This window comes from Kitasatospora sp. NPDC005748 (assembly GCF_040630735.1).
GTDB lineage: Bacteria > Actinomycetota > Actinomycetes > Streptomycetales > Streptomycetaceae > Kitasatospora.
In genome coordinates, this window is sequence record NZ_JBEXYD010000001.1 from 215901 (window position 1) to 238781 (window position 22881).

12 protein-coding genes are annotated in these 22881 nt (G+C 77.5%); 6 read left to right on the forward strand and 6 right to left on the reverse strand.

Going from position 1 to position 22881, the window contains the following annotated elements:
- The first annotated feature begins 207 nt into the window (after nucleotides 1-207).
- Nucleotides 208-1155, forward strand: coding sequence for an SMP-30/gluconolactonase/LRE family protein (locus tag ABZ495_RS00835; RefSeq protein ID WP_359833762.1), 948 nt, complete (start codon nucleotides 208-210; stop codon nucleotides 1153-1155).
- Nucleotides 1156-1266: 111 nt separating this feature from the next.
- Here the strand turns inward: ABZ495_RS00835 and hemC are convergent, their stop codons facing one another.
- Nucleotides 1267-2202 (reverse strand): hydroxymethylbilane synthase, encoded by a 936-nt coding sequence (gene hemC / locus ABZ495_RS00840; protein ID WP_359833763.1) that lies wholly within the window; start codon nucleotides 2200-2202, stop codon nucleotides 1267-1269.
- A gap of 277 nt (nucleotides 2203-2479) precedes the next feature.
- Between hemC and ABZ495_RS00845 the strand changes: the two genes are divergently transcribed.
- Both ABZ495_RS00845 and ABZ495_RS00850 read left to right on the forward strand, forming a co-directional pair.
- Complete coding sequence (locus ABZ495_RS00845; protein WP_359833765.1) at nucleotides 2480-4138, forward strand: CehA/McbA family metallohydrolase; 1659 nt, start codon at nucleotides 2480-2482, stop codon at nucleotides 4136-4138.
- 284 nt (nucleotides 4139-4422) lie between these two features.
- Nucleotides 4423-4926, forward strand: coding sequence for a hypothetical protein (locus ABZ495_RS00850; protein ID WP_329486417.1), 504 nt, complete (start codon nucleotides 4423-4425; stop codon nucleotides 4924-4926).
- 142 nt (nucleotides 4927-5068) lie between these two features.
- On the opposite strand, the gene ABZ495_RS00855 is transcribed toward ABZ495_RS00850, so the two are convergent.
- A complete protein-coding gene (locus ABZ495_RS00855; protein ID WP_359833767.1) occupies nucleotides 5069-6634 on the reverse strand; it encodes a hypothetical protein in 1566 nt (521 codons plus the stop codon).
- 485 nt (nucleotides 6635-7119) lie between these two features.
- On the opposite strand from ABZ495_RS00855, the gene ABZ495_RS00860 reads away from it, so the two are divergent.
- Nucleotides 7120-7512 (forward strand): hypothetical protein, encoded by a 393-nt coding sequence (locus ABZ495_RS00860; RefSeq protein WP_359833769.1) that lies wholly within the window; start codon nucleotides 7120-7122, stop codon nucleotides 7510-7512.
- A gap of 16 nt (nucleotides 7513-7528) precedes the next feature.
- Here the strand turns inward: ABZ495_RS00860 and ABZ495_RS00865 are convergent, their stop codons facing one another.
- From ABZ495_RS00865 to ABZ495_RS00875, 3 genes are all read right to left on the reverse strand, one after another.
- Nucleotides 7529-8152 (reverse strand): sigma-70 family RNA polymerase sigma factor, encoded by a 624-nt coding sequence (locus ABZ495_RS00865; RefSeq protein ID WP_359833771.1) that lies wholly within the window; start codon nucleotides 8150-8152, stop codon nucleotides 7529-7531.
- Nucleotides 8153-8509: 357 nt separating this feature from the next.
- Nucleotides 8510-10900 carry a helix-turn-helix domain-containing protein gene (locus ABZ495_RS00870; RefSeq protein WP_359833773.1) on the reverse strand — a complete coding sequence of 797 codons (2391 nt, stop codon included), beginning with the start codon at nucleotides 10898-10900 and terminating at the stop codon, nucleotides 8510-8512.
- Between the two features lie 617 nt (nucleotides 10901-11517).
- Nucleotides 11518-14346 (reverse strand): BTAD domain-containing putative transcriptional regulator, encoded by a 2829-nt coding sequence (locus ABZ495_RS00875; protein ID WP_359833775.1) that lies wholly within the window; start codon nucleotides 14344-14346, stop codon nucleotides 11518-11520.
- A 238-nt stretch (nucleotides 14347-14584) separates the two neighbouring features.
- Here ABZ495_RS00875 and ABZ495_RS00880 point away from each other — a divergent pair, with 238 nt between their 5' ends.
- Nucleotides 14585-17503: a BTAD domain-containing putative transcriptional regulator gene (locus tag ABZ495_RS00880; RefSeq protein ID WP_359833777.1), complete on the forward strand. Its 2919-nt coding sequence runs from the start codon at nucleotides 14585-14587 to the stop codon at nucleotides 17501-17503.
- 85 nt (nucleotides 17504-17588) lie between these two features.
- On the opposite strand, the gene ABZ495_RS00885 is transcribed toward ABZ495_RS00880, so the two are convergent.
- Nucleotides 17589-19052: a hypothetical protein gene (locus tag ABZ495_RS00885; RefSeq protein WP_359803901.1), complete on the reverse strand. Its 1464-nt coding sequence runs from the start codon at nucleotides 19050-19052 to the stop codon at nucleotides 17589-17591.
- A 781-nt stretch (nucleotides 19053-19833) separates the two neighbouring features.
- On the opposite strand from ABZ495_RS00885, the gene ABZ495_RS00890 reads away from it, so the two are divergent.
- The gene (locus ABZ495_RS00890; protein WP_359833779.1) at nucleotides 19834-22881 is read left to right on the forward strand and encodes a hypothetical protein; all 3048 of its coding nucleotides are present in this window, start codon (nucleotides 19834-19836) and stop codon (nucleotides 22879-22881) included.

The following is a 22881-nucleotide window of genomic DNA, read 5'->3' on the forward strand; positions in this document are numbered from 1 at the left end:
TATGAATACCGATCGGCTGACACCCGCAACTCCAGGCCCAGGTCGGCCCGCCGCTCCCCCGGCCGCGCGCGAACCCCCGCAGCAGATCCGGACGCGGGGGCGGACGCGGCTCAGGAGCAGGAAGTCGGCCGGTCCGACGTCCTACTCCGGACAGCCCAGCAGCGCCCGGCCGACGGTCCGGCCGGGCCCGCCGACCGAGGAGCCCCCGTGCCCGAACCCCACCCCACCGACCCCCGGCCCGGTGATCCACGCCCCACCGGCCCGCACCCCACCGGCCCGCACCCCGCAGATCCGCACCCCGCAGATCCACACCCCGCCGAGGCCGTCCGGACCGTCCTGTCCGGGCTCGCCCTCGGGGAGTCGCCCCGCTGGCACGACGGCCGGCTCTGGCTCTGCGACTGGGGCGCCCAGGAGCTGATCACGGTCGGGCCCGACGGCCGGGCCGCCGTCGCCGCCACCGTGCCCTCGTTCCCGTTCTGCATCGCCTGGCTGCCCGGGCCGGACGGCCGCCTGCTGGTCGTCGCCGGCGGTGACGGGCGCCTGCTGCGCCAGGAGGCGGACGGCGCCCTGGCCCCCTGCGCGGACCTGCGCCCGCTCTCCGACCGGCCGTGGAACGAGGTGGCCGTGGACGGGCGCGGCAACGCCTACGTCAACGGCATCGGGTTCGACCTGATGGGCGGCGAGGCGCCCGCGCCGGGCCTGATCGCCCTGGTGGCCCCGGACGGCGAGGTCCGCCGGGTGGCCGACGGCCTGGCGTTCCCCAACGGCATGGCCGTCACCCCCGACGGCTCGACGCTCCTCGTCGCCGAGTCCTACGCCGCCCGGCTGACCGCCTTCACCATCGGGCCCGGCGGCGACCTGACCGACCGCCGGGTCTGGGCCGAGGTGCCGGGCTCGGCACCGGACGGGATCTGCCTGGACGCCGAGGGCGCGGTCTGGTTCGCCGACGTCCCCGGCCGCTGCTGCGTCCGGGTCCGCGAGGGCGGCGAGGTGCTCCGGCGGATCGAGCTCGACCGCGGCTGCTTCTCCTGCGCCCTCGGCGGCCCGGACGGCCGGACCCTCTTCCTGACCGCCGCCGAGTGGCCGCCCCCGCCGGGCGCCCGCACCGGCCGGCTCCTGGCCGTCGACGTGGACGTCCCGGCCCACCGTCGGTGAGCCGTCCCGGCCCGGGCCGCCGTGCCGCGGCCCCCGACGGCGGTGCCCGGTCCACCGGGCGCGCGTCCGACGTGCGCGCGTCCGACGTGCGCGCGTCCGACGGCTCGCCGGTCAGGCCGGGACGGCGGGCCGGATTCCGTCGAGGATGGTCCGCGCGCCCCGGTCCACCAGGTCTCCGGCCAGGTCCGCGCCCAGCCGCTCGGGCTCGCTCGCGGGCCCGGTGACCGATCCGGTGACCTGGCGCCGCCCGTCGAGCGAGGTGACCTGGGCGAACAGGTGCAGCGTCCCGTCGGGCCGGGTCGTGGCGCAGGCGCCCACCGGCACGCTGCACCCGCCGTGCAGCTGCGCCAGCAGGGACCGCTCCGCGCGGACCTCACGGTCGACGGCGCGGTCCCCGATGGTCGACAGCACGTCCCGCACCGCCCGGTCGTCCACCCGGACCTGGATGCCCAGCGCGCCCTGGCCCGGGCTCGGGGGGAAGAGGTCGAGGGGCAGCGGTTCGCCGATCGCGTCCTGCCGGCCGAGCCGGTTCAGACCGGCGACGGCGAGGACCACGGCATCCAGCCTCATGGACCGCAGCTTCTCCAGCCGGGTCGGCACGTTGCCCCGGATCGGCACCGGGACGATGTCGGGGCGCACGGCGAGGAGCTGGGCGATGCGACGGGCCGCGCCCGTGCCCACCCGGGCCCCGTGCGGGAGCCCGGCCAGCGTCGATCCGCACAGCGCGTCGCGGACGTCCTCCCGGCCCGGCGGGGGCAGCAGCATCAGGCCCTCGGGATTCGCGGTCGGCAGGTCCTTCAGCGAGTGGACCACCACGTCCACGTCCCCGCGCAGGAGGGCGGCCTCCTGCTCGGTGCTGAACGCCGACCCGCCGCTGACGGCCGAGACGTTCGCCAGCAGCGACGTCCGGTCCCGGTCGCCGCCTTCGAGGATCACCCGCTGGGTGAAGGCGATCTCCGGGAACCGGCCGCGCAGCGGGGCCAGGAAGTCGCGCACCTGCGTCCGGGCCAGGGCGCTTGCACGGGAGCCGACCAGGTACGTGGGCACGGGAACCAACTCCTACGGTTGACTGCCTGTCAGTTCCATCGTAGGCGGGGCGGCCCGCTGCCTTTACAGACAGCGCGTCGGAAACGGGCCGTACCCGGCGGGCCGGTCGCCCCGGCATACCGGCGTGCCCGCCGGCCGGCCTCCCGGGCACCTTCACCGAGCCGACCCGCTGCGGCCCGGCCCGGCTCACCGGCGGTTCACCGGCCGGGGTAGGGGGCCGGGCGTGCCGGCCGGGTGTCCGCCCGCCGCCGGTGTCCGCCCCAGACCGGAGGCTCCGATGACCGACCGCGACGCCGACACCCCCACCGAGCCCGCCCGATCCGGCTCGCCCCGGGCCGGCTTGCCGCAGACCGACCCGGTCCCGGCCGGGGCACGGACCGAGCGCCCCGGGCCCGACCGGCGCGGCCTGCTCCGGACCGGGCTGGCCACCGGCGCCGTCACCGCCCTCGGCCTGGCCGCCGCCGCACCCGCCGGGGCAGCCCCCGCGCTGCCCGACCGGACGATCACCCTGGCCGGCCATCTCCCCACCGGCGCCCCCGACTTCGTCCTCCTGCCGTTCGACGTCCCGGACGGCGTCCGGGAGATCGCCGTCTCCTACAGCTACGACCGGCCGACCGTCCCCGCCGGGACCCCCGGCAACTCCTGCGACATCGGCCTCTTCGACGAGGGCGGCACCGAACTCGGCGGGCGCGGCTTCCGCGGCTGGTCGGGCGGGTTCCGCACCGAGTTCACCGTCGCCCGCGACCGGGCGACGCCCGGCTACCTGCCCGGTCCGATCCGCCCCGGCCGCTGGAACATCGTGCTCGGCCCCTACCAGGTGGCACCCCAGGGGCTCGACTACCGCGTCCAGGTGACGCTGCGGTTCGGCCCGCCCGGGCCGGAGTTCACCCCGTCCTACCCGCCGGAGCGGGCCCGTGGCCGGGGCCGCGCCTGGTACCGGGGCGACTCCCACCTGCACACCGTGCACTCCGACGGACGCCGGCTCCCGGCGGAGGTGGCGGCGGGTGCCCGGGAGGCCGGGCTGGACTTCATCGTCTCCACCGACCACAACACCACCTCCGCGCACGGCGTCTGGGGGCCGCTGGCCGGCCCGGACCTGTTGATCGTGCTCGGCGAGGAGGTCACCACCCGCAACGGCCACTGGCTGGCGCTGGGCCTGGAGCCGGGCCGGTTCGTCGACTGGCGCTACCGGGCACGCGACGGGGAGTTCCCGCGCTTCGCCCGGCAGGTCCGCCGCCAGGGCGGCCTGGTGGTGCCCGCGCACCCGTACTGCCCGTACGTCGCCTGCCAGTGGAAGTTCGGCTACCAGGACGCGGACGCGGTCGAGGTCTGGAACGGACCGTGGACGTACGACGACGAGTCGGCGGTGGACACCTGGGACGCACAGCTCGCGGTCGCGCTGCGCGAGGGGCGGCCCTGGCTGCCGGCCGTCGGCAACAGCGACGCGCACAGCGCCCCGCAGGTCATCGGCTCCCCGCACACCGTCGTCCGGGCCGAGGACCTCACCCGGGCGGCGATCCTCGACGGGCTCCGGGCCGGCCGCAGCTGGCTGGCCGAATCGGCCGCCGTCGAGCTCGACCTCACCGCCACCGGGCAGGGCCGCCAGGCGGGCATCGGCGAACAGCTGACCGTTCCGGCGGACGCGCCGGTGGACGTCCGGCTCGCGGTCTCCGGAGTGCCGGGCGGCACCGTCCGCCTCCTGACCGACGAGGGCCAGTTGCACCAGGAGTCGCTGCCCGCCGACGGCGCCGGCACGGTGGTCTGGCGCACCACCGCCTCGCTCGCCGCGTACGTCCGGGCGGAGGTGCGCCGGCCGAGGGCGGACGGGACGCCCGGCCGGGGCAACGCGATGGGGCCGGACCTCCCGTGGGGGCCGATGGCGGCGCTGACCAACCCGATCGTGCTGCGGACGCCGAAGCGGTCCGGGGACCGTTAGCGTCAGTCCGGCGATTCCCGGGACGATCGGTGGGAGGAGTCGTGGAGGTGCGGTGGGGGCGGCGGTCCGAGGACCGACGGGGGGAGGACTCGGAGCACCGGCGTGGACTAGGTTGATCTCCGACAGCAGTCGGTCGTGGGGACGAGGCGGCCGGCTGTCCGTAGCCGGGTCCGGCCGCCGTGCCAGGGCCCGGCCGCCGGTTCGTCTCCGGTCGGCCCGGTGCACCGGCCGCCACCCCTCCCCCGGTTACCCCGTCCCCCCGGCCCGCGAAGGGATCAGCAGCTGTGAACCGTACGACCGTAGGTGGGCCGAAGCTCGGGGGCGGTCGGGGCGCCGGCGGCGTCGTCGTCCTCGCCGACCCGGCCGGGGCCGGCAGCGGCGCGGTCGCACCCCTGCTGGCCAACTCCCTGCACCCGAGCGTGCTCCTGCGGGCGGACGACTTCCGGCGGGCGATCCGGCAGGGGTTCGTCCCGTCGCACCTGCCGCAGGCGCACCGGCAGAACGAGACGGCCCTGGCGGCCGCGATCCAGGCCGCCTTCGCCTTCGCCACCGGCGGCTACCAGGTGGTGCTGGAGGCCACGGTCGCGCCGCCGGCGCTGGACGTGCTGCGCCGGGAGAGCCGGACGACCGGGGCGCCCCTGCACTACGTGGTCCTGCGGCCGTCCGGCGGCCCCGGGGAGTCGGACCCGCCGGACCGGCACGACGTCGACGTCGCGGCGGAGCCCAAGGCGACGGCCGGGACGGTGCTCGCCGGCCTGGGCCGGGGGGCCTTCCTGCTCGGCTGGTGAATCCGACGGAGGCCGCCCCCGGCACCCCGGTGGACGCGGCCCCCGGCCGAACCTGACGACACGCGGCCCTCGGCACCCCGATCCACCGGGTACCGAGGGCCGCGCGTCGTCACCTGCCGTCGGTGGGAGCGGGCCCGCACGATCAGCCGGCGGCCGGCTCCGGGTCGCGGCGGCGGGTGGAGACCAGCCCGAGCGCACCGCCGAGGAAGAGCAGGGCCCCGGTGGTGGTGAGCAGGATGTCGGTGCCGTCCGCACCGGTGGAGGCGAGCGAGCCGCCGCCCGGCGCGGCGGGCGCGGGAGCACCGCCGGCGGCCTGGGTCGGCGGGGGCGACCCCTCGGTGGCCGCGGTGGCCGGGCCGGACGCGGTGGTGGCCGTACCCGTTGGGGTCACGGGCGGCTTCGAGGTGGTGGTGGTCGCACCCGGGGTGGTGGGGGCGGTCGAGGCCGGCGTCGTGGGTACGCCCGTCGGCGCCGGTGTGACCGGGGCCGGACTCGGCGGGACGCAGGCCGTACGGGCGGGCGTCGGGGTGCCGTCGGACGGGCGGGCGGACGGCGAGGCCGACGGGCCGTCGGCCGGCGGGACCGCGTCGGCCGGGCGGGCGACGGTCGGGGTCGGCAGCGGCCAGGTGGTCCGGCCGGGGCCCGGGGGCAGCGTGGTGACGACCGACGGGCTCGGGCAGGGGCCGTCCCCACCGGGCACCGAGTCCACGTGGTAGCCGGCCACGATCCGGGTGAAGTCGTACGCGGTCTGCTGGACGCCGCTGCACGTCGCGGTGGTGAAGGTGCCGCTCGCGCACGGGCGGTCGCGGTTGACCGCCCAGAAGCCGAACCGGGCCAGGTGGTGGGTGGCGGCGAAGTCGCGGACGGAGCGGAAGTCGGCCGGGGTGAGCTGCTCGCCCTGCTGGTCGGTGCGGCCGTTCATGGAGGAGAGGCCGGAGTGGCGCCAGGCCTTGTCGTCGTCCCAGCCGTAGGCGGCGGCGACGGCCCGCTGGAGGCCGCTGACGGCGGTGACGGTCGCGGCGGCCATGGTGCCGTCATGGCTCGTGAAGTCGAACGGCATGGCCGTCCAACCGTCCACCACCAGAGCGGCCTTGGCGGCGGTCCTGATCAGGTCGGCGCCGTCGGCGTCCGGGCCGGCCGGGTCGACCGGGAAGCTGACGTAGACGAGCAGTCCGGGGTTCTTGGCCTTCAGCGTCTTCAGCGCGTCGACGACCCGCTGCCGCACCGCGGGGGTGCTCAGCTCGGTCGACTCCAGGTCGATGTCCACGGCCTGGAGGCCGTACGCGTCGACCACCTTCTGGTAGGCGGCGGCCAGTTCGGCGGCGGTGGCGCAGCGTTCGCCGAGCTTGGCACCGTCCCAGCCGCCGAAGGAGGCGAGGATTTCGCCGCCGGCGGCCCGGATCCGCTTGATCACCTTCTCGTCGGCGCCGCCCGTGAGGGCGCGGCTGCCGTCCCACTTCGGGTCGCAGCCACCGCCGGAGAGGACGAAGGAGAGGGCGAACTGCCGCAGCCCGGTGGCCTTCATGACGGCGACCGGGTCGGGGGCGTCGCCCCAACCGAGGTACTCGGAGACGGCGTTGAGGCCGACCGGGTCCGGGGCCTCGGCGGCGGGAGCCTGGTGCTGCATGAGGATGAGCGCGGCGCCGGCGACGAGGGCGGTGGAGGCCGCCGCCATCCGTCGTCGTCGGGTGAGCCGGTGTTTGGGCATCGGGACTCTCCTGGGCTGGGAGCGGACGGGCGGGCCGGCCCGGCGTCCGCCACGCGGCGCGCCCCGGCGGTAGCCCTCCCACAAGGGCACCGCCGGGGCGCCAGGGACCCGGATCCCGCCGGGGCGCGGGAGCCGGGAGTTCCATGGCCGGAGCCGGACGCTGAACCTGGGCCGGTGGGCCCGGGACACGCCGCGCGCCGTACACGGGGCGCGGCTCTCAGCAGTAGCTACGGACGGGCCACGCCTCCCGGTTCACGCTCTCCACACCGGATTGACCGTCAGAGACGCCGCACCGGGCCGGAGTTGACACCCGCCGGAGGGCGGGTGAACCGGCGCCCGCACGGGGGGACGAGCGCCGGTGGCGATACCGCCACCCTGGAGAACGGCCCGGACCCCCGGAGTGGTTCACCACCGCGGAGAACTTCCTGAGCCCTGAGCCCTGAGCCCTGAGCCTTGGGCTCGGGCCTGGGCGTGGGGGCCGCCCCGTGAGCACGTCCACGTACTGGACGGCGCCCGGGCCGCCGCCCTCACCGCCCGACGGCCGGTTCCGCACCCTCACCCCCCACCGCCGAGGTGCGCCCACCGGCCCCGACGACCAGAGTGAGGTGGTGAGCATCCTGGTACTCCTCGAACCCGAACTCGTCCGCACCTCGACAGCGAGCGGCGGCACCGACTACGTCGAGGTCGTGCGCACCGTCCACGCGGCCCGGGCCGCCCCGGCGCCGGCCGGTCGGCCCGAGGAACTGACCCTCTGCGGCATGGGAACCGACCGGATGCGCCGCGACCCGTACCGGGCGCCCGACCCCGACGCGCCGTGGTACCCGCCGAAGTGGAGCGGCCAGGTGTGCCCGTACTGCGACCGCGTGGTCCGCACCTGAGTGCGGACCGGGGCGGCTACCCCGCGGCGACCATGCCGCGGGCTTCGAGGATCGGGCGCAGCGCGCGGACCGCGTAGAAGCTGCGGGACTTGACGGTGCCGACCGGGACGCCGAGGACGGCGGCGGCCTCGGCCATCGAGCGGCCGTGCATGTGCAGCTCGACCAGGACGTCGCGGTGGTGCGGCTGCAGCTCGGCGAGCGCGATCGCCATGTCCTGGGCGGCGAGCACCTCGTCGTAGGGGTCGTGGGTGCCGGCGTGCTCCTCGGGAGCGTCGTCGGCGACCTCCTGGGCGCGGGCGGCCTGCATCCGGAAGTGGTCGATGGCGATCCGGCGGGCCACCGTGAACAGCCACGGACGGCTGTACTCGGGGCCCCGGCGGATGGCGGCCGGGTTCTGCCAGGCGCGCAGCAGGGTCTCCTGCACGATGTCCTCGGCCTTGCCCCGGTCGCCGCTGGTGACGCGCAGCATCGCGCGCAGCAGGTAGCCGCCGTGCAGGCGGTACAGCTCGGCCAGGGTCTGCTGGTCGAGGGTGGGCCGGTCCGCACGGCTGACGGGAGCGCCCGGGGCCTCCCCGGCGTCCCCGGCCTCCCCGGCTGCCCGATGGGTGTCCTCGGCGTGAACGGTAGCGTCGATGGCCACGGCGGTTGAGTCCCTCGCAACGGTTGGTCGATATGTCGGGACGAGCCGGTGCGGCTGTCCCTCCCCCCTTGCTGGGACACATTTCCAGCCACGGCCAAGACCGGACCAACGCTGCGCCAACGAACCTCACGCCAGGGCGTTGGCGGCGGGAGGGGCGTGCGCCGCTCCCCGTACCGCGACCGCAGGGCGGCCGATGTCACGCCCCGTCGACGGAGGCCCCCGGTCGGCCGGGGCCCGCGGCCGCTTCCACTCCCTACCCACGGCCCGACCCGGCCGCGCGGTTCACCGGTGGCCGATCACCGGCGGGCGGTGGGCGCCCCGGGCCGACCGGCACGGCCGGGGCGGAGCGGCGCCGCGTCAGCCGGTGCGCCGGTGGTTCCCGCGGGCGCCCTCGGCGGTGAGGTCGGTCAGTGCCGTGGTCAGCAGCTCGCGGGCCTCGTCCGCACGGTCCAGCTCGATCAGGGCGGTGCCCAGCTCGGTGAGGGTCTGGGTCATGCTGTCGGGCTGCCCGGCCCCCTCGAAGTGGCCGAGGGCCTGGCGGTAGGCGGCCTCCGCCTCGGACCACTCCAGCAGTGCGGAGTGGTCGAGGCCGACCTCGTGGGCGGCGAACCCGGCCAACAGGTGGACGATGTGCGGGGAGGAGCCGTCCAGCCACCCGAGGATCTCGGCGACGAGCAGCCGGTGGCTCTCCAGCGCCTCCCGGGGCCGGCCGGACTCCCGCAGGCACGAGCCGACGCAGCGCAGCGCCACGATCCGCCCCACCTCGGCGGACCGGCCCTCCAGCGAGGTGAACACCTCGGCGGCCTGGCGGTAGGAGTCCATCGCCTCCTCCGGCCGGTGCAGCCGGCGCAGGGCGGTGGCGCAGTAGGCGAGGGCCCAGGCCTCCTGCTGGGCGTCGCCGATCCGGCGGGCCAGGTCCAGGGCCTGCGAGGCGACCGCGAGCCCCGACCGGTAGCGGTGCAGGCAGGTGATGTGGGACCAGGCCAGGTAGTTCAGGTGGACGGCCTCGGCGAGCCGGTCGCCGACGGCGCGGGCGGAGTCCGCCGAGAGCCGGAAGACCTCGGCCCAGACGTCCCAGTGCAGCAGGCTGTCGGAGAACCAGTGCATGGCCTCGGCGGTGTCCACCACCCGCCGGTGCCGGCCGGTGGCGTTCGCGTGCTGCAGGGCGGCCAGCCACTCGGGGTGCTCCTCCTCCAGCCAGCGCCGGGCGTCGGCGAGGGTGACCGGGGCGGTGGCCGGATCCGGGTCGGCCGATTCGGCGCCGGCGTGCTCGGCGCCCTCCACGTCGAACCGCAGACCGGCGGCGGCGGCCCGGCGCAGCAACCGGTCGCCGGCCTGCTCGCGGGCGGCCTCCAGGGCCTGCGGGCCGTCGTCGGCGGCGAGCCGCTCGCCCGCGTAGAGGCGGACCAGGTCGTGCAGGCGGTAGCGCTCGGGGGTCGCGGCGGGCTGCAGCAGTCCGGCGTCGGCGAGTTCCTCCAGCCGGCGGTCGGTCTGCTGGACGGGAAGGCCCGCGTAGGCGGCGACGGTGGCGGCGGTGAAGTCCTTTCCCGCGGACAGCGAGCAGCGGCGCAGGACCAGCGCGGTGGCGGCGGGGAGCTTGCGGTAGGAGAGCGCGAAGGCCGCGCGCACCCGCAGGTCACCGGCCTCCAGCACGTCCAACCGGTACTCCTCGGCGGCGAGTTGGCGGACCAGGTGACTGACGGGCTGCTGCGGGCGGGCCACCAGCCGCTGTCCGGCGATCCGCAGGGCGAGCGGCAGGTGGCCGCAGAGCCGGGCGAGTTCGGCGGCGGCGTCGGGTTCGGCCGCGAGCCGCTCGGGGCCGGCGATCCGGGCCAGCAGGGCGGCCGACTCGCCAGGGGCGAGGACGTCCAGGGGCAGGCGGTGCACCGATTCCAGGCCGGGCAGCACGTGCCGGCTGGTGATGATCGTCAGGGCCGGGCCGGAGCCCGGCAGGAGCAGGCGGACCTGTGCCTCGTCGGCGGCGTTGTCCAGGATCAGGACGAGGCGCCGCTCCCGGACCAGGGTGCGGAACAGGCTGGCGCGCTCCTCGGTGTCGGCGGGCACCGAGCGGTCGGCGACGCCGAGGGCGCGGAGGATCTGGCCGAGGGCGTCGCGCGGTGCGAGCGGCGTCGGAGCCATCCCACGCAGGTCGAGGGAGAGCTGGCCGTCGGGGAACTGCGGGGCCAGGGTGTGGGCGGCGTGCAGGGCGAAGGCGGTCTTGCCCAGGCCGGGCTGACCGTAGGCGAGCACGATCCGGGGGTGTGCCGGATCGGCGTCCCGGACCAGCCGGTGCAGCCGGGCCAGGGCGTCCTCCCGGGCGGTGAAGTCGGCGATGTCCCGGGGCAGCGCGAGTGCGGAGAACACCGCCTCGGCCGGGCTGTCGCTCCCGGCATCGGCCGCGGTCGCGGGCACGGTCTCGGGCGCGGTCGCGGTCGCGGGGACGGGCACGGGGACGTCCACGGCGGCGGGCGTCTCGGGGGCGGCGGGCGCGGCGGTCCCGGGGGCCGGGCGCGGGGCCCTCGCGCGGGTGGGGGTGCGCCGGGGACGCCCGTCGCGGGCGGCCCGGTCGAGCGCGGCGGTCCGGTCCGGGTCGAGGCGCAGCGCGACGGCCAGGGCCTGCACGGTGCGCTGCTGCGGTCCCCGGGTGCGGCCGCGCTCCATGTCGCCGAGCGCGCGCAGGCTGATCCCGGCCGCCCGGGCCAGCTCGGCCTGCGTCAGACCGGCCAGTACCCGGAAGCGTGCCAGCAACAGGCAGAACTCCTCCGCCGCGGCGGAACTGCCTGTCGCTATGCCCTGCGGGCTGCCTGCGGGGTTGCCTGTCGCACCCATCGCCACCCCTGTCACTCACGGTGTCGGCCGCTTCACCGAACACGTCAGGTCAGACAGTATGCACTGGTCAAAGTCGTGATCTTGCACCGGATCGGCCCGCGCCCGGCCGCTCGGTGGCGCCCCGGCCGGAGCCGGGCCGCTGGTCCGCCCGCCCGGGAACGGGATGGGCGGAACACGATGCGCCGCCACCTGCGGGGCGGTGGCTCCGCCGCTACTTCCGCCTGTGGTTCTGCCCATCCCCGCACACGAAGGTGCCCAGAACCGCCCGCCGTCCGCATGGGCGGGCACGCGACGGTCAGCGGTGGCGGCTCCCGACCGCACGGCCCGACGCGCCCAGGAGCGTGGCCACCGGCGCAGGCGAACGGTCCTCATGCGACCGAGACGGGTCCGCCCGCACACGAGGCCCCCCGACACCGCCCTCGGCGGCGGCGCCTCCCCGACCGCACGGCCCGGCCGACCCGGGACCAGGGCCGCCGACGCGGGCCGGCAGGCCTCATGCGACGGAGCCACCTGAATCCGCCGAGACGGACCCGCCGTCAGCGGGCAGCGGTGGCGGCGGCCCGGCGCTCCTCCGCCGCGGCCTCGGCCGTACGGCCGAGCGCCCGCAGGACCGTGGCCATCAGCGTGTGCGAGCGGGCCTCGACACCCGGATCCGCCTGGGTGCGGCCGAGCACCAGGGCCAGCCGGGCCGTGGTCAGGGCGTCGCCGTGGCGGCCGAGCGCATGGAGGGCCTCGGCCCGGGTGTGAGTGGCCCGGACGGTCTCGGCCGCGTCCGGGTGGGCGGCGAGGATGCGCACGGCCTCGTCCGCGTGGGCGAGAGCCGCTTCGAGGGCGCCGCCGGCCACCTGGGCTCCGGCCAGGTCGTCGAGCGCCCGGGCGAGCAGCCGGTCGTCGGCCAGCGAGCGGGCGCGGGCCACGATGTCCGCCATCAGCGGCACGGCGCGGTCCGGCCTCCCGGCGCCGGCCAGGCCGGCCGCGATCCGGACCCGGCAGTGGTGGCGTTCGACCGGGTCGCCGACCTGGTCGGCGGAGGTGAGCGCCCGGTCCAGGTGGTCGAGGGCGGCCCTGACGTCCCGCCGGTCGGCCAGGACCGCGGCGAGGTCGGTGGTCAGCCGGGCCACGGCGGCCGGATCGGCGCAGGCGCGGGCGGCCCGCAGCCCGGACTCGACGGTGGTCCACCACCCGGCGCGGCGGTGCCCGGACCCGGCGTAGAGGGCGCCGGCCCGGTGGGCGAGCCGCCAGGCCTCGGCGAACCGGCCGTGCCGTTCGGCGCGCAGCACCAGGCCGCGGACGGCGGGCTCCTCGCGGTCGAACCAGTCGGCGGCCCGGCGGGCGCTCGGCGGCAGGGGGCGGTCCCCGGCGGACGGGCCCACGACCGACGGAGCGACAGCGGACGGGCCGACGGCGGACGGCGGACCGTCGCCCGGCCGGCCGGCCCAGGCGGCGGTGGCGTTCAGGTAGTGCTCGATCAGCCGGTCCAGGGCCGCCGCGCGCTGGTCGGCCGGGAGTTCGGCGGCCAGCCGGGCGCTGTGCCGGCGGACCAGCTCCCGCCGGGCGAACAGGCCGGGCGCGCCCTCCTCCACCAGGTGGACGGCGTCGAGCTGGACCAGCAGGCCGCGCGCCGCGGCCGGCGGCACCTCGGCGAGGGCGGCGGCGGCGAGCGGCTCGATGACCGCGCCGGGGTGCAGGCCGAGCAGGGCGAACAGGCGCGCCGCGGCCGGCGCCAGGGTGCGGCAGGTCAGGTCGAGGGCAGCGCCGAAGCCGGGCGGACCGAGGTCGGCGCGGGCCGGGTCGGCGAGCCCCGACGGCTCCTCGGCGAACTCCGCCACCAGGTCCTCCAGGGCCCAGTCCGGGCGGGCGCCCAGCCGGGCCGCGGCGAGGCGCAGGGCGAGCGGCAGGTGGTCGCACCGTTCGGCGAGTTCGGCGGCGGCGAGCGGCTCGGCGGTCACCCGGGCCGGGTCCAGCGCCCGGGCCAGCAGCTCCTGGGACTCGGCCGGGGTCAGGGCGTCGAGCGGGAACGGGGTGGCGCCCTCGTGCACCAGCAGGTCCCGCAGCCGGCTGCGGCTGGTGATGACGGTGACGGGTCCGACCCAGGCCCGACCGGTCTCGGAGCCGGCCTCGGGCGGCGGATCGGGCAGCAGCGGGGCGAGTTGCTCGTAGGAGCGCGCGTTGTCCAGCACGATCAGCAGCCGGCGGCCCGTCACCAGCTCGCGGAAGCGGCGGGCGCGGCCGTCGAGCGAGGCGGGCAGCGCGCTCCCGGTGACGCCCAGGGCGGCCAGGAAACCGGCCAGCACCTCGGCCGGGTCGCGGGGGCCGCTCTCGTCGAAGCCGCGCAGGTCGGCGTGGAGCCGGCCGTCGGGAAAGCGGTCGGCGGCCCGGTGGGCCCAGCTCTGGACCAGGCTGCTCTTCCCGACCCCGGCCGGTCCGGTGACCAGGACGGGGCCGGCCTCCCGGCCGGCGGCGACGGCCGCGTCCAGGCGGTCGAGCTCGGCCGCCCGTCCGACGAACCGCCGGTTGGCGCGGGGCAGTTGTGAGGGGACGAGGTGCGGCGGGCGGGCCGTGGCAACGGGCGGCCGGGGCTCGGCGCGGGGCGTGGCGAGGACGGCCGGCCGGCCCGCGACGCGCTCGCCGGCCAGCCGCAGTTCGGGCCCCGGCGCCGTCGGCAGCTGCGCCGTGACCCGCTCGTACCAGGCCCGCGCCTCGGCCCGGCGCCCGGCCTGGTCCAGGCAGTCGATCAGCCGGACGGCCAGCCGCTGGTGGGTGGGGTGGGCCGCGGCGGTCTCGACCAGCTCGGCGACCAGTTCGGCGCCGCGGTCCAGCCGGCAGAGCCCCTCGGCCAGCCGGTCCAGGGCGCGCAGCCGCAGGTCGGTCAGCCGGGGGGCGGCCTGCTCGCGCAGCAGGGCGGAGCCGCAGTCGGTCAGGGCCGGACCGCGCCAGAGGTCCAGCGCCGCCCGCAGCAGTGGCAGCACCGGGTCGTCCGCCCCGGTGGCGCGGTCCGCCGGGGCGGCGGCGGGGTCCGGCCGGCCGGGGAGCAGCACCCCGGCCCGGTCGCAGAGGCGTTCGAAGCGCAGGGCGTCCACCTGCTCGGGATCCCCGCTCAGGACGTAGCCGGCGCCCCGGGTGGCCAGCTCCAGTCCACCGTCCAGCAGCCGGCGCAGTCCGGCGACGTGCCCCTGCAGCGCGGCACGCGCGGTCGCGGGCGGGTTCCCGTCCCAGACCAGCTCGATCAGCCGGTCGGTGGGCACCACCCGGTCGAGTTCCACGGCCAGCGCGGCGAGCAGCGCACGGCGCTTCGGCGCCGAGGGCGTGGCCGCCGTGCTGCAGTCGTAGCGGACGGTCACGGCACCGAGCAGGTCGATCCGCATACGGCCTCCTCGTCATATGTCAGTGATCGGCATATTGACGGATCCGACCGGGAAATGCCCAATCACGGACCACGGTGTGCCCGAAAGGGCAGGAGCCGGCACCCCGCTCCGGCGTCCACGGCGCGGACGAAATGCCAACCCGGACAAACGGCACGGATACACTGCAGCCCGATATCAGGCTGGACCGCCGTGGGGGGCGACTGTGGGCGACCGCGTGGGCATCCGACTGCTCGGCCCCGTGGAGCTGCGAACCGGGTCCGACGGGTACGTCGCGCTACCCGGACCGCAACGGCGCGCCGTCCTGGCCCTGCTGGCCCTGCGGCTCGGTCGGGTCGTCGCGGTGGAGCGCTTCTTCGAGCTGCTCTGGGGCGAGGATCCACCGGCCCGCGCCAGGGCGGCCCTGCAGGGGCACGTCGCCGCGCTGCGCAAGGTCCTCGCCGCCACCCCCTTCGAGCTGTCCACCCGGGCGCCCGGCTATCTGCTCACCGGCCCGGCCGAGCAGGTCGACGCGCTGCGCTTCGAAGCACTGTCCGCCCGCGCCGGGGAGCACGCCGACCGGGCCGACCGCGGCGCGGACGCCGAGGCGATCGGGCTGCTGGAACGGGCCATGGGCCTGTGGACCGGCGCCGCCCTGGCCGACCTGCCCGACACCGAACTGCGACAGGCCCTGGCCGGCCGGCTGGAGGAGGCCGGGACGAGGGCGCTGATCGGCTGGGCCCGGCTGCGGCTGCGCCAGGGCTCCGGCGCCGCCGCCGTGGAGGCCCTGGAACAGCGGGTGCGGGCCGACGGGCTGCGCGAGGAGGTGGTGGCCCTGCTGGTCCGCTGCCTCCACCAGGCCGGGCGGCCCGCCGACGCGCTGGCGGTGTACCACCAGGCCCGGGAGCTGCTCTCCCGCGAGCTGGGCATGGTGCCCGGCGCGGAGCTGCAGGCCGCACTGGCCCGGGTGCTGGCCGAGGAGCCGGCCGCCGGGACGGTGCCCGGCCCCGGGCCGGCGGCGCCGCGCGCCCCTGCGAGCACGCGACCGCCGGTGGCCCCTGAGCCGCCCGCGGCCGCCGACCCGCCGGTGGTCCCCGCCCCACCCGTGGCCGGTCCGGCCCCCGCGGCCGCACCCTCCCCGGTCGAGCCCTCGAAGCCCCGCCAGCTCCCCCGCCGGCCCATCGGCTTCGTCGGGCGCGGCCCGGAGTCGCACTGGCTCGACCGCGAGTGCGGTCCGGACCGCACCGGTGACGGACTGGCCGTGGTGGTCGGCCCGGCGGGTGTCGGGAAGAGCGCCACCGTCATCCGCTGGGCGCACCGGACGGCCGCCGGCTTCCCGGACGGCCAGCTCTTCGTCGACCTGCGCGGCTTCGATCCGGCCGGACCGGCCGACCCGGCCGAGGTGCTCGGCCAGTTCCTGCTGGCCCTGGGCGTCCCGGAGGCGGCCATCCCCGAGGACCGGGCGAGCCGCGCCGGCCTCTACCGCGCCCGGACCGGCGACCTCCGCCTGCTCGTCCTGCTGGACAACGCGCACAGCGCCGCCCACGTCGCCGACCTGCTGCCGGCCGGGCCCGACTGCGCCGCCGTGGTCACCAGCCGCACCTCCCTGGAGGACCTGGTGGTCACCGAGGGCGCCGCCATCCTGCGGCTGGAGGCGCTGCCCGAGGGCGACGCGCTGCGGCTGCTCGAACGGAGCCTGGCCCCCGAGCGGGTCCTCGCCGAGGCCGCCGCCGCCGAGCGACTGATCGAGCTCTGCGACCACCTGCCGCTCGCCCTGCGGATCGCGAGCTCCCGGCTGGCCGCCCGACCGGACTGGACGATCACCGATCTGGTCGCCGAGCTCTCCGACGAGCGCACCCGGCTGCTCGCCCTGGAGACCGACGGCGCGGTCAGCATCCGCACCACCCTGATGCTCACCCACCGCCACCTCTCCGACCGGGCCGCCACCCTGCTCACCCTGCTGGCCGCGCACCCCGGCCGGGAGGTGGACACCGCCGCCACCGCCGCGCTGCTGGGTACCGACCCGGCCACCGCCCGCGACGCGCTGGGCGAACTGGCCGCCCACCACCTGCTCGGCGAGAGCGCGCCGGGCCGGTACAGCCGCCACGACCTGATCCGGCTGTTCAGCGTCGAACTCCTCGCCGAACAGCCCCCCGAGCTCCGCCGGATCGCCGTCGAACGGCTGCTGGACTACTACGTCACGGCCGTCCAGCACTGCGGCGAACACCTCGAACCCGGGCAGGACGGCTACGGCGAACGCGCCCACCCGCCCGCCGCGCTGCCCGCCGCGAGCGACACCCGCGCCGCGCTCGACTGGTTCCGCGCGGAGCAGTCGACGATCCGCGCGCTGGTCGACACCGCCGGCGCGGTCGACCCCGAACGGGCCTGGCGCCTGGCCATGTCGTCGAGCGCGCTGTACTACGGCTCCAGCCGGCTGGCCGACTGGCTGAGCTGCCTGCGGGCGGGCGAGCGCGCCGCCGAACAGTGCGGCGACCGGGTCGCCACCGCGCTGCTGCGGGGCGCCTCGGCGAACGCGCTGCTGGGGCTGGAACGCCGTGAGGAGGGGGCCGAGGCGGCCCGGCGGGCCGTCGCCGACACCACGCCCGCGGACGGCTTCGCGCACATCCGCGCCCTGGCCACCGCGTCGCTCGGCACCGCCCTGCTCGGGGACCCGGTCCGGGCCACCGCACTGGCGGCGGCCGCGGTGGCCCTCGCCGAGGAGTCCGGCTCCGCGCACCGGACCTCCTACGCCCTCGGCTACGCCGCGTCGGCCGCCCTGATGGCGGGCGACCACGACGGCGCGCTGCGCCGGGCCCGCGAGACCAGGGCCCTGCTGCCCGACCACCCGGCCGCGACGATCCACGCCTGGTCGATGCTGACCGAGGCGCACGCCCTGCAGGCCCTCGGCCTCGCCGAGGCCTCCGAACTGGCCTGGGCCCGGCTCCTGGTCACCTGCGAGCAGGCCGGTTTCCTGCACCTGCAGGCCGTCTCGGAGGAGTGCTACGCCGCCTTCCTGCGGACCCAGGGCCGCGAGGAGGAGGCGACCGAGCACCTGAAGGCGGCCGTCGGACTGTACCGGCTGCACCGACATCAGGCCGGCTCCCCGAGCGGCGTGCCCGCCGCGATCGAACGCTCGCTGCGGCCCCCGCCGGCCGGGGCGGCGCCCGTCGGCCGGCTCTGAGGCTCCCTCGGGCCGCCCCGAACGGCGCCGGCGCCGAGGCCGGCCGGTCCGGTACCGGGACGTGCGGTGATGATCCGAACGCCCGTCAGCCGGTGCAGTCGGCACGGACGGCGCCGGCCGCGTGGTGGGCCTTGTCGGCATCGCCGCCCCAGTCGATGCCCCGGTCGTGGAGCATCACCGCGATCCGGCCGCCGGTCAGCGGGAAGGTACCGGCGCTGGCCCACGTGCCCCGGGCCGCGGTCTGGTCGACCTTGAACTCGCCGACGGTGCCGCTGCCGGGCGTCGAGCTGTTCTGCACGGTGTAGACGGTGGGCTTGCCACCCACCATCTTGCGGTCGCTGCTGTTCGGGACGTAGACGGAGATCTTGCAACTGCCGGTGGTGACCGGGGCGGTGGTGAAGGTCCACACCACCGAGTTGCCCTTGTCCTTGCCGTCGCCGCTCATCGGCACCGAGTCGTACTTGCCGTTGCAACCCGACCCGGAGTACCCCCCGGCCGAGTTGACCGTCCAGCCGGTGCTGCCGTTCGTCCACTGACCGTACTGGGCGTAGCCGGTGCCGGAGTTGCCGCAGCCGGTGCCGGCGACGGCGGTGAAGGTGGGCGCGGCGGGCTTCGGCGGGACGGGCGGCTGGGGCACCGGCGGCTGCGGCTTGGGCTGCTGGGGCACCGGCGGCTGCGGTGCGGTACCGCCGCTCCCACCGGTACCCCCGGTGCCGCCGGTGCTCCCGCCGGTGCCCCCGCTGCCACCGGTGCTGCCGCCCGTACCACCGGTACCGCCGCTGCCCGTGCTGCCGGTGGCGCCGCTGCCACCGGTACCGCCGCTGCCGCCCGTCGTCGGCGGCTTGGCACCGGGGGCGGGCCCGGTGGCGGGCCGGGAGAGCAGGTTGGTGCCGGGGGGCGGCGCGGTGTTCGGCGCGGCCCCGTTGCCCGGAGTGGTGCCGGGCACGCCCCCGGGGGCGCCGTCCGCCCCGGGCGTGGTCGGGGCGCCCGCGGCCGGGTCCGGGGGGAGGGTCGGATCGGTGGGCGCGGCCGGGGCGCCGGAGGCGTTCGGATCGGTGGGTGCGTCGATCGGTGCGGGATCGCCGAACTCCGGCCCCTCGGGAAGGGGCAGGTCCGCCTGGCTCAGGCCGACGTTGTCGGCCGTCCCGTCCCTCCCGCTCCGACTCCCGTCGGTGATCAGGAACGGCAGGCCCATCAGCACCACACCGGCGGTGGCGGCGGCGACCATCACCGGCCGCTTCAGCCGGGCCCGGCCGAAGCGGTCCGGGCGCGCGGCCGGCGCGAGGGCGGTCGGCCCCGGCTCAGGGTCGGGCACCGGCGCGAGCACCGGTCCGGGCACGACGGGGGTCGGCGGCAGCGGGGGCTCCGCGGCCGCGACCGGGCCGGTCGACACGGCGGCGACCTGCCCGTACTCGGGCACGACCGGCGGCGGAGCCACGGGCAGCACGGCGGCCGGCGGTACGGCCGCGGCTGCCGGGTCGGGTGCCCCCGCTCCACCGGCCTCCTCGTCCATCTCCCAGGCCACCGAGGGCAGCTGAATGCTCGCCACCCCGCTCTGAGCCCCGTTTCCACTCGTGCTCGTGCCCACCACAGCTCCTCGGCTCCGCATGCCGTCCCTGTCGGCGGAACCGCCCGGCCGACAGGGCCACCGACGCTTCCACTCGGTACCTACGGCCCGGCCGGGCCGTGCGGTTCACCGGTCGTCGGTGGAACGCACGGCCCGGCCGGGCCGTTGAGCGCCGTGCGGCTGTCGTCAGCGATGGTGTCCGACAGGTCCGCACCGCGTCCGGGCCTGACCGGACCAGGCCCCGGTTGCCCCCTCGGTGGTGCGGTGGGCGTGCTCCCGCGCGGCACCGCCAGGCGAAGGCGGTCCCACTGCCGGGTGCCGCCGGTGACGACGTCCTCGCCTCCCGGCGACTCCTTCACCGTTGGCACCTACCCGCCTGTGGGCGGCGTAGGTACGCGCGCAGTCGGAGCTCGGCGGCGAACCGGCTCGTCCCGTCGACCGGGTCGGGCTCGGTCGTGCCGTCCTGCCGTACCAGGGTCGTCTTCCCGACCTTCGCCAAGGCCGTGACCACGCTGCCGTCCGCGCCGTGCGGCTTCGGTTCCAGCGGCTCGCCCCCGGGCATCGCGCGGTGCGCCCGGATGGCGGGTTCGGCCGTCCGGGCGCGTGCGCAGCCGCGTTCCAGCCGCTCGGGGACTTTTCGCTGCGCCCCCTCCACGGCCTGTCGCGCCTGGGCAGTGCCCACGAGGTCCCACGGGCCGACGGTCTCGCCCGGTCCGGGCCGGTCACTGAACCGGTGGCCGGGCGGCGCCCGTATTCCCCGACGATGAGTCTCTCCCGCCTCGGCCTGCCCTCCGGTGACCCGGCCGCGCCCCGCCGCCGGTTCGGCCGCCGGCGTGGCGGGGCCGCCGCGCTGCCCGCCGGGCCGGGCGGCCCGGTAACCGCCTCCCCAGTGCCGGCGGTGGCCGCCGCTCCGGCCGGGGCCGCGCTCGCCCTCCGGTCCGAGCTGCGCCCCGTCGGCCCACACTTCGTCATCGCCCCCTCCACCGCCGGGGACGACGAACTGTCGGCGGCGGTCGCCACCCTGCGCCCGGTGCCCGACAGCATCGTCGTGGTCGCCGCCGCACCCGACTCGGCCGCCGTCCTGCGGGACCGGATGGCCGACCTCGGCGTGATCGCCCGCTCGCGCGGCGCCGCCACGCTGGTACTGGCCGCCTCCGGCCTCGCCGCGCTCGCCCCCAACGGCCGCCGCCCGGCCGAGGTGGTCGCCGACCGGGCCGGCCTGCCGGTGATCGCGCCGGACGGCCTGGTGGAAATCACCCCGGCCGGCAACCTCAAGGTCACCGCGCCCGACGGCGCCGGCGAGGCCGCCTCCTGGTGGCACTGCGCACCCGGCAGCGCTCCGCGCCGGGTCCGGGAGACGATCGGCGCCACCGCGCCGGTCGAGCCGCCCTCCACCGCCGTCGCGGTCGTTCCCGCCGGCCCGGCCGGGCACCTGCCGGTCGAGAGCGCCACCGCCGCCCGCCGCCCCCCGGCCGTGCACGTGCTGCGGCTGCCCGCCGGTTTCTGGCTCACCCACCCGTCCGCTCCGCCCCCCGGCCCGATGCCCGGCCTCGGGCTGGCCGCCGCGCCGCCCGGCACCGTGGTGCTGGTCGTCGGCACCCCGGCACGGCCCGTCCTGCTGCCCGAGGACTTCGCGGAGGCCGTGGTCGGCCTGCCGGTGGACACCTCGCGGCTGCTGGTCAGCGCGCCCTGGGCGGCCCCGGACGAACTCGCCGCCCTGACCGGGGCGCTGTCGGCCCGGCTGGCCCGCCCCGTCAGCGCCGCGATCGGCCTCCCGGTGCTCGGCCCGGGCGGCCCCACCTCGCGCATCCTCGACGCCCACGGCCGGGCCCGCTGGGAGCCGTACCTGCTGCGGCTCGCCGCCGCGCCCGGCCAGGGCACCGCCCCCGCCGCCTGGCGCAACGGGGGCGCCTCCTGGCGGACCGACGGGCCTGGTGTCTTCGAGGCGTTCCCCTACTGGGCGTTGGAGGCCGTCCCGGCCGGCCTCTGGCTCCGGCCGGAGCCTCCGCACGTCCTCACCCCGCGCTTCCGCCGGCCCGAGGCGGCCCGCCCGCTGCTGATCGTCGGCGAGCGTGACCGGCCCGTCGAGGCCGACGTCTTCGAGGAGCTGGGCAGCCTGCTCGACCGCCTGCCGTCCTCCGGCTCGGACGGGTTCGGGCTGCTGGTGCACGGGCTGCTGGAGCCGTCCACCGAACGGATCGCCCGGTTCATCGCCCGGATGCACGACCTGGACTGGCTCGGACCGGAGCAGCCCGCCGGTTCCGTGCCGGGCGTGGCGGCGGTGTCGTACGGGATCGGCGGCCTCCCTGCGGCCCGCCCGGCCGCCGTGGAGGCCGCGCCACAGTCCGCGCCGGCCGCCGTGGCGGCCTCACCACGCCCCGTACCTGCCGCCGCGGAGGCCGCGCCACAGCCCGTCCCGGCCGCCGTGGCGCCGCCCCGGGCCGCGGCGCTGTCCGGTCCGCCGGCCGGGCCCTCGGCGTTCGCCGTACCGACCACCACCAGTGGTGGCCCCGGCCTCCCCCCGCCGGTGGCCGCGGCGCCGCGCGGGACCGACCCCCTCGGCACCGCCCGGGCCACCGCCGGCGGGCCTTCGGCGGCGGCGCCGACCGAGGAGCGGAACCCTGCGGAGAGCGCTCCCCTGACCGCCCCGGCCACCGACCCCGTCACCGCCTCGTACGCCCACCGGGTGGACACCGTCTCCGAACCCCCGTACGAGCGAACGGACTTCGCCCGGCTGAACGCGGCCGACGTCGACCCGCAGGGCGAGCCCACCACCGCGGACCCGCACGGCGAGCCGGACGAACCGCCGGACAGGCGCCCTTTGGAGCCGGTCGGTCCGGAGTCACTCGACCCGGAGCCGGTCGAAGACCCCCGAGAGCTCACCGACGAGCTCACCGGACTGGAACCGGACGGCGGCCCGGCACGGGCATCGGCCCCGCCGCGCGCCCGTCACCTCCGCCCGGAGGACTTCCCCGTCCCCGTTGCGGTCAGCGGCACCGACGACCGGGACGCCGTCCGGACGCTGCTCGGCGAGCACTACCACCGCTGCTCCGGCCGGATCGACCAGGTCACCACCCGGTTGCCGAGGCTGCGGTCGACCTCCAAGGACGACATCAAGCCCGATCTCGCCGCCGTCCTGCTGCACCACGGCGACACCGGAATCCCGGCGGAACGGGCGGAGTTGATCGCGGCCGCCCGCTCCCGCGACCCGATCCTCGCGCCCTTCCTCCGCTGCCTCGGATCCGGGCTGCGCCGCTTCCCGAGCCACCACGGCGCCGTGCTGCTCTGTGCCCCGCCCGGCCCGGATCCGGCGGCTCTGCTCGCCCACTACGCGGTCGGGCAGGTGGTGACGGAGCCCGCCCCGGTCACCGGCCTGACCGCCAGCGCCGTCGAAATCCCCGGCGCGGCGGTCGAGTTCGTCATCTGGTCGGCCACCGGGCGGCGCACCTCGGCCTTCGGCTCGGGCACCGAGGAGCTGCGGGTGACCTTCGCCCCGGGCACGTCCTTCACCGTGGTGGCCGTCCTGCCCTCCGATGACACCGAGAACGCGGAGGACAACGAGCACGCCGAGGACCCCGGGTACGCCGCCGAACCGTCCGGCCGCCGCCCCGCCCGCGTCCTGCTGCGCGAGTACACCGGAGCCGCCGGCACCGACCCGGACGAACGGGACCGCAGCGCCCTGACCCGCCTCCAGTCGTGGCTGGACCGCAGGGACCGGCTGGGCCCGGCCGAGCGCCGGCGGATCGAGGACCCCGAGCGCTTCCACCTCACCCCAGGCGTCGAGCTTCTGCCTGGTCCCGAAGGTGCGTGA

Bases quoted from the DNA above. Each gene is read 5' to 3' on its own strand.
- ABZ495_RS00845 (WP_359833765.1), top strand. From the start codon at position 2,480: ATGACCGACCGCGACGCCGACACCCCCACCGAGCCCGCCCGATCCGGC.
- ABZ495_RS00855 (WP_359833767.1), bottom strand. From the start codon at position 6,634: ATGCCCAAACACCGGCTCACCCGACGACGACGGATGGCGGCGGCCTCC.
- ABZ495_RS00875 (WP_359833775.1), bottom strand. From the start codon at position 14,346: ATGCGGATCGACCTGCTCGGTGCCGTGACCGTCCGCTACGACTGCAGC.
- ABZ495_RS00890 (WP_359833779.1), top strand. From the start codon at position 19,834: ATGAGTCTCTCCCGCCTCGGCCTGCCCTCCGGTGACCCGGCCGCGCCC.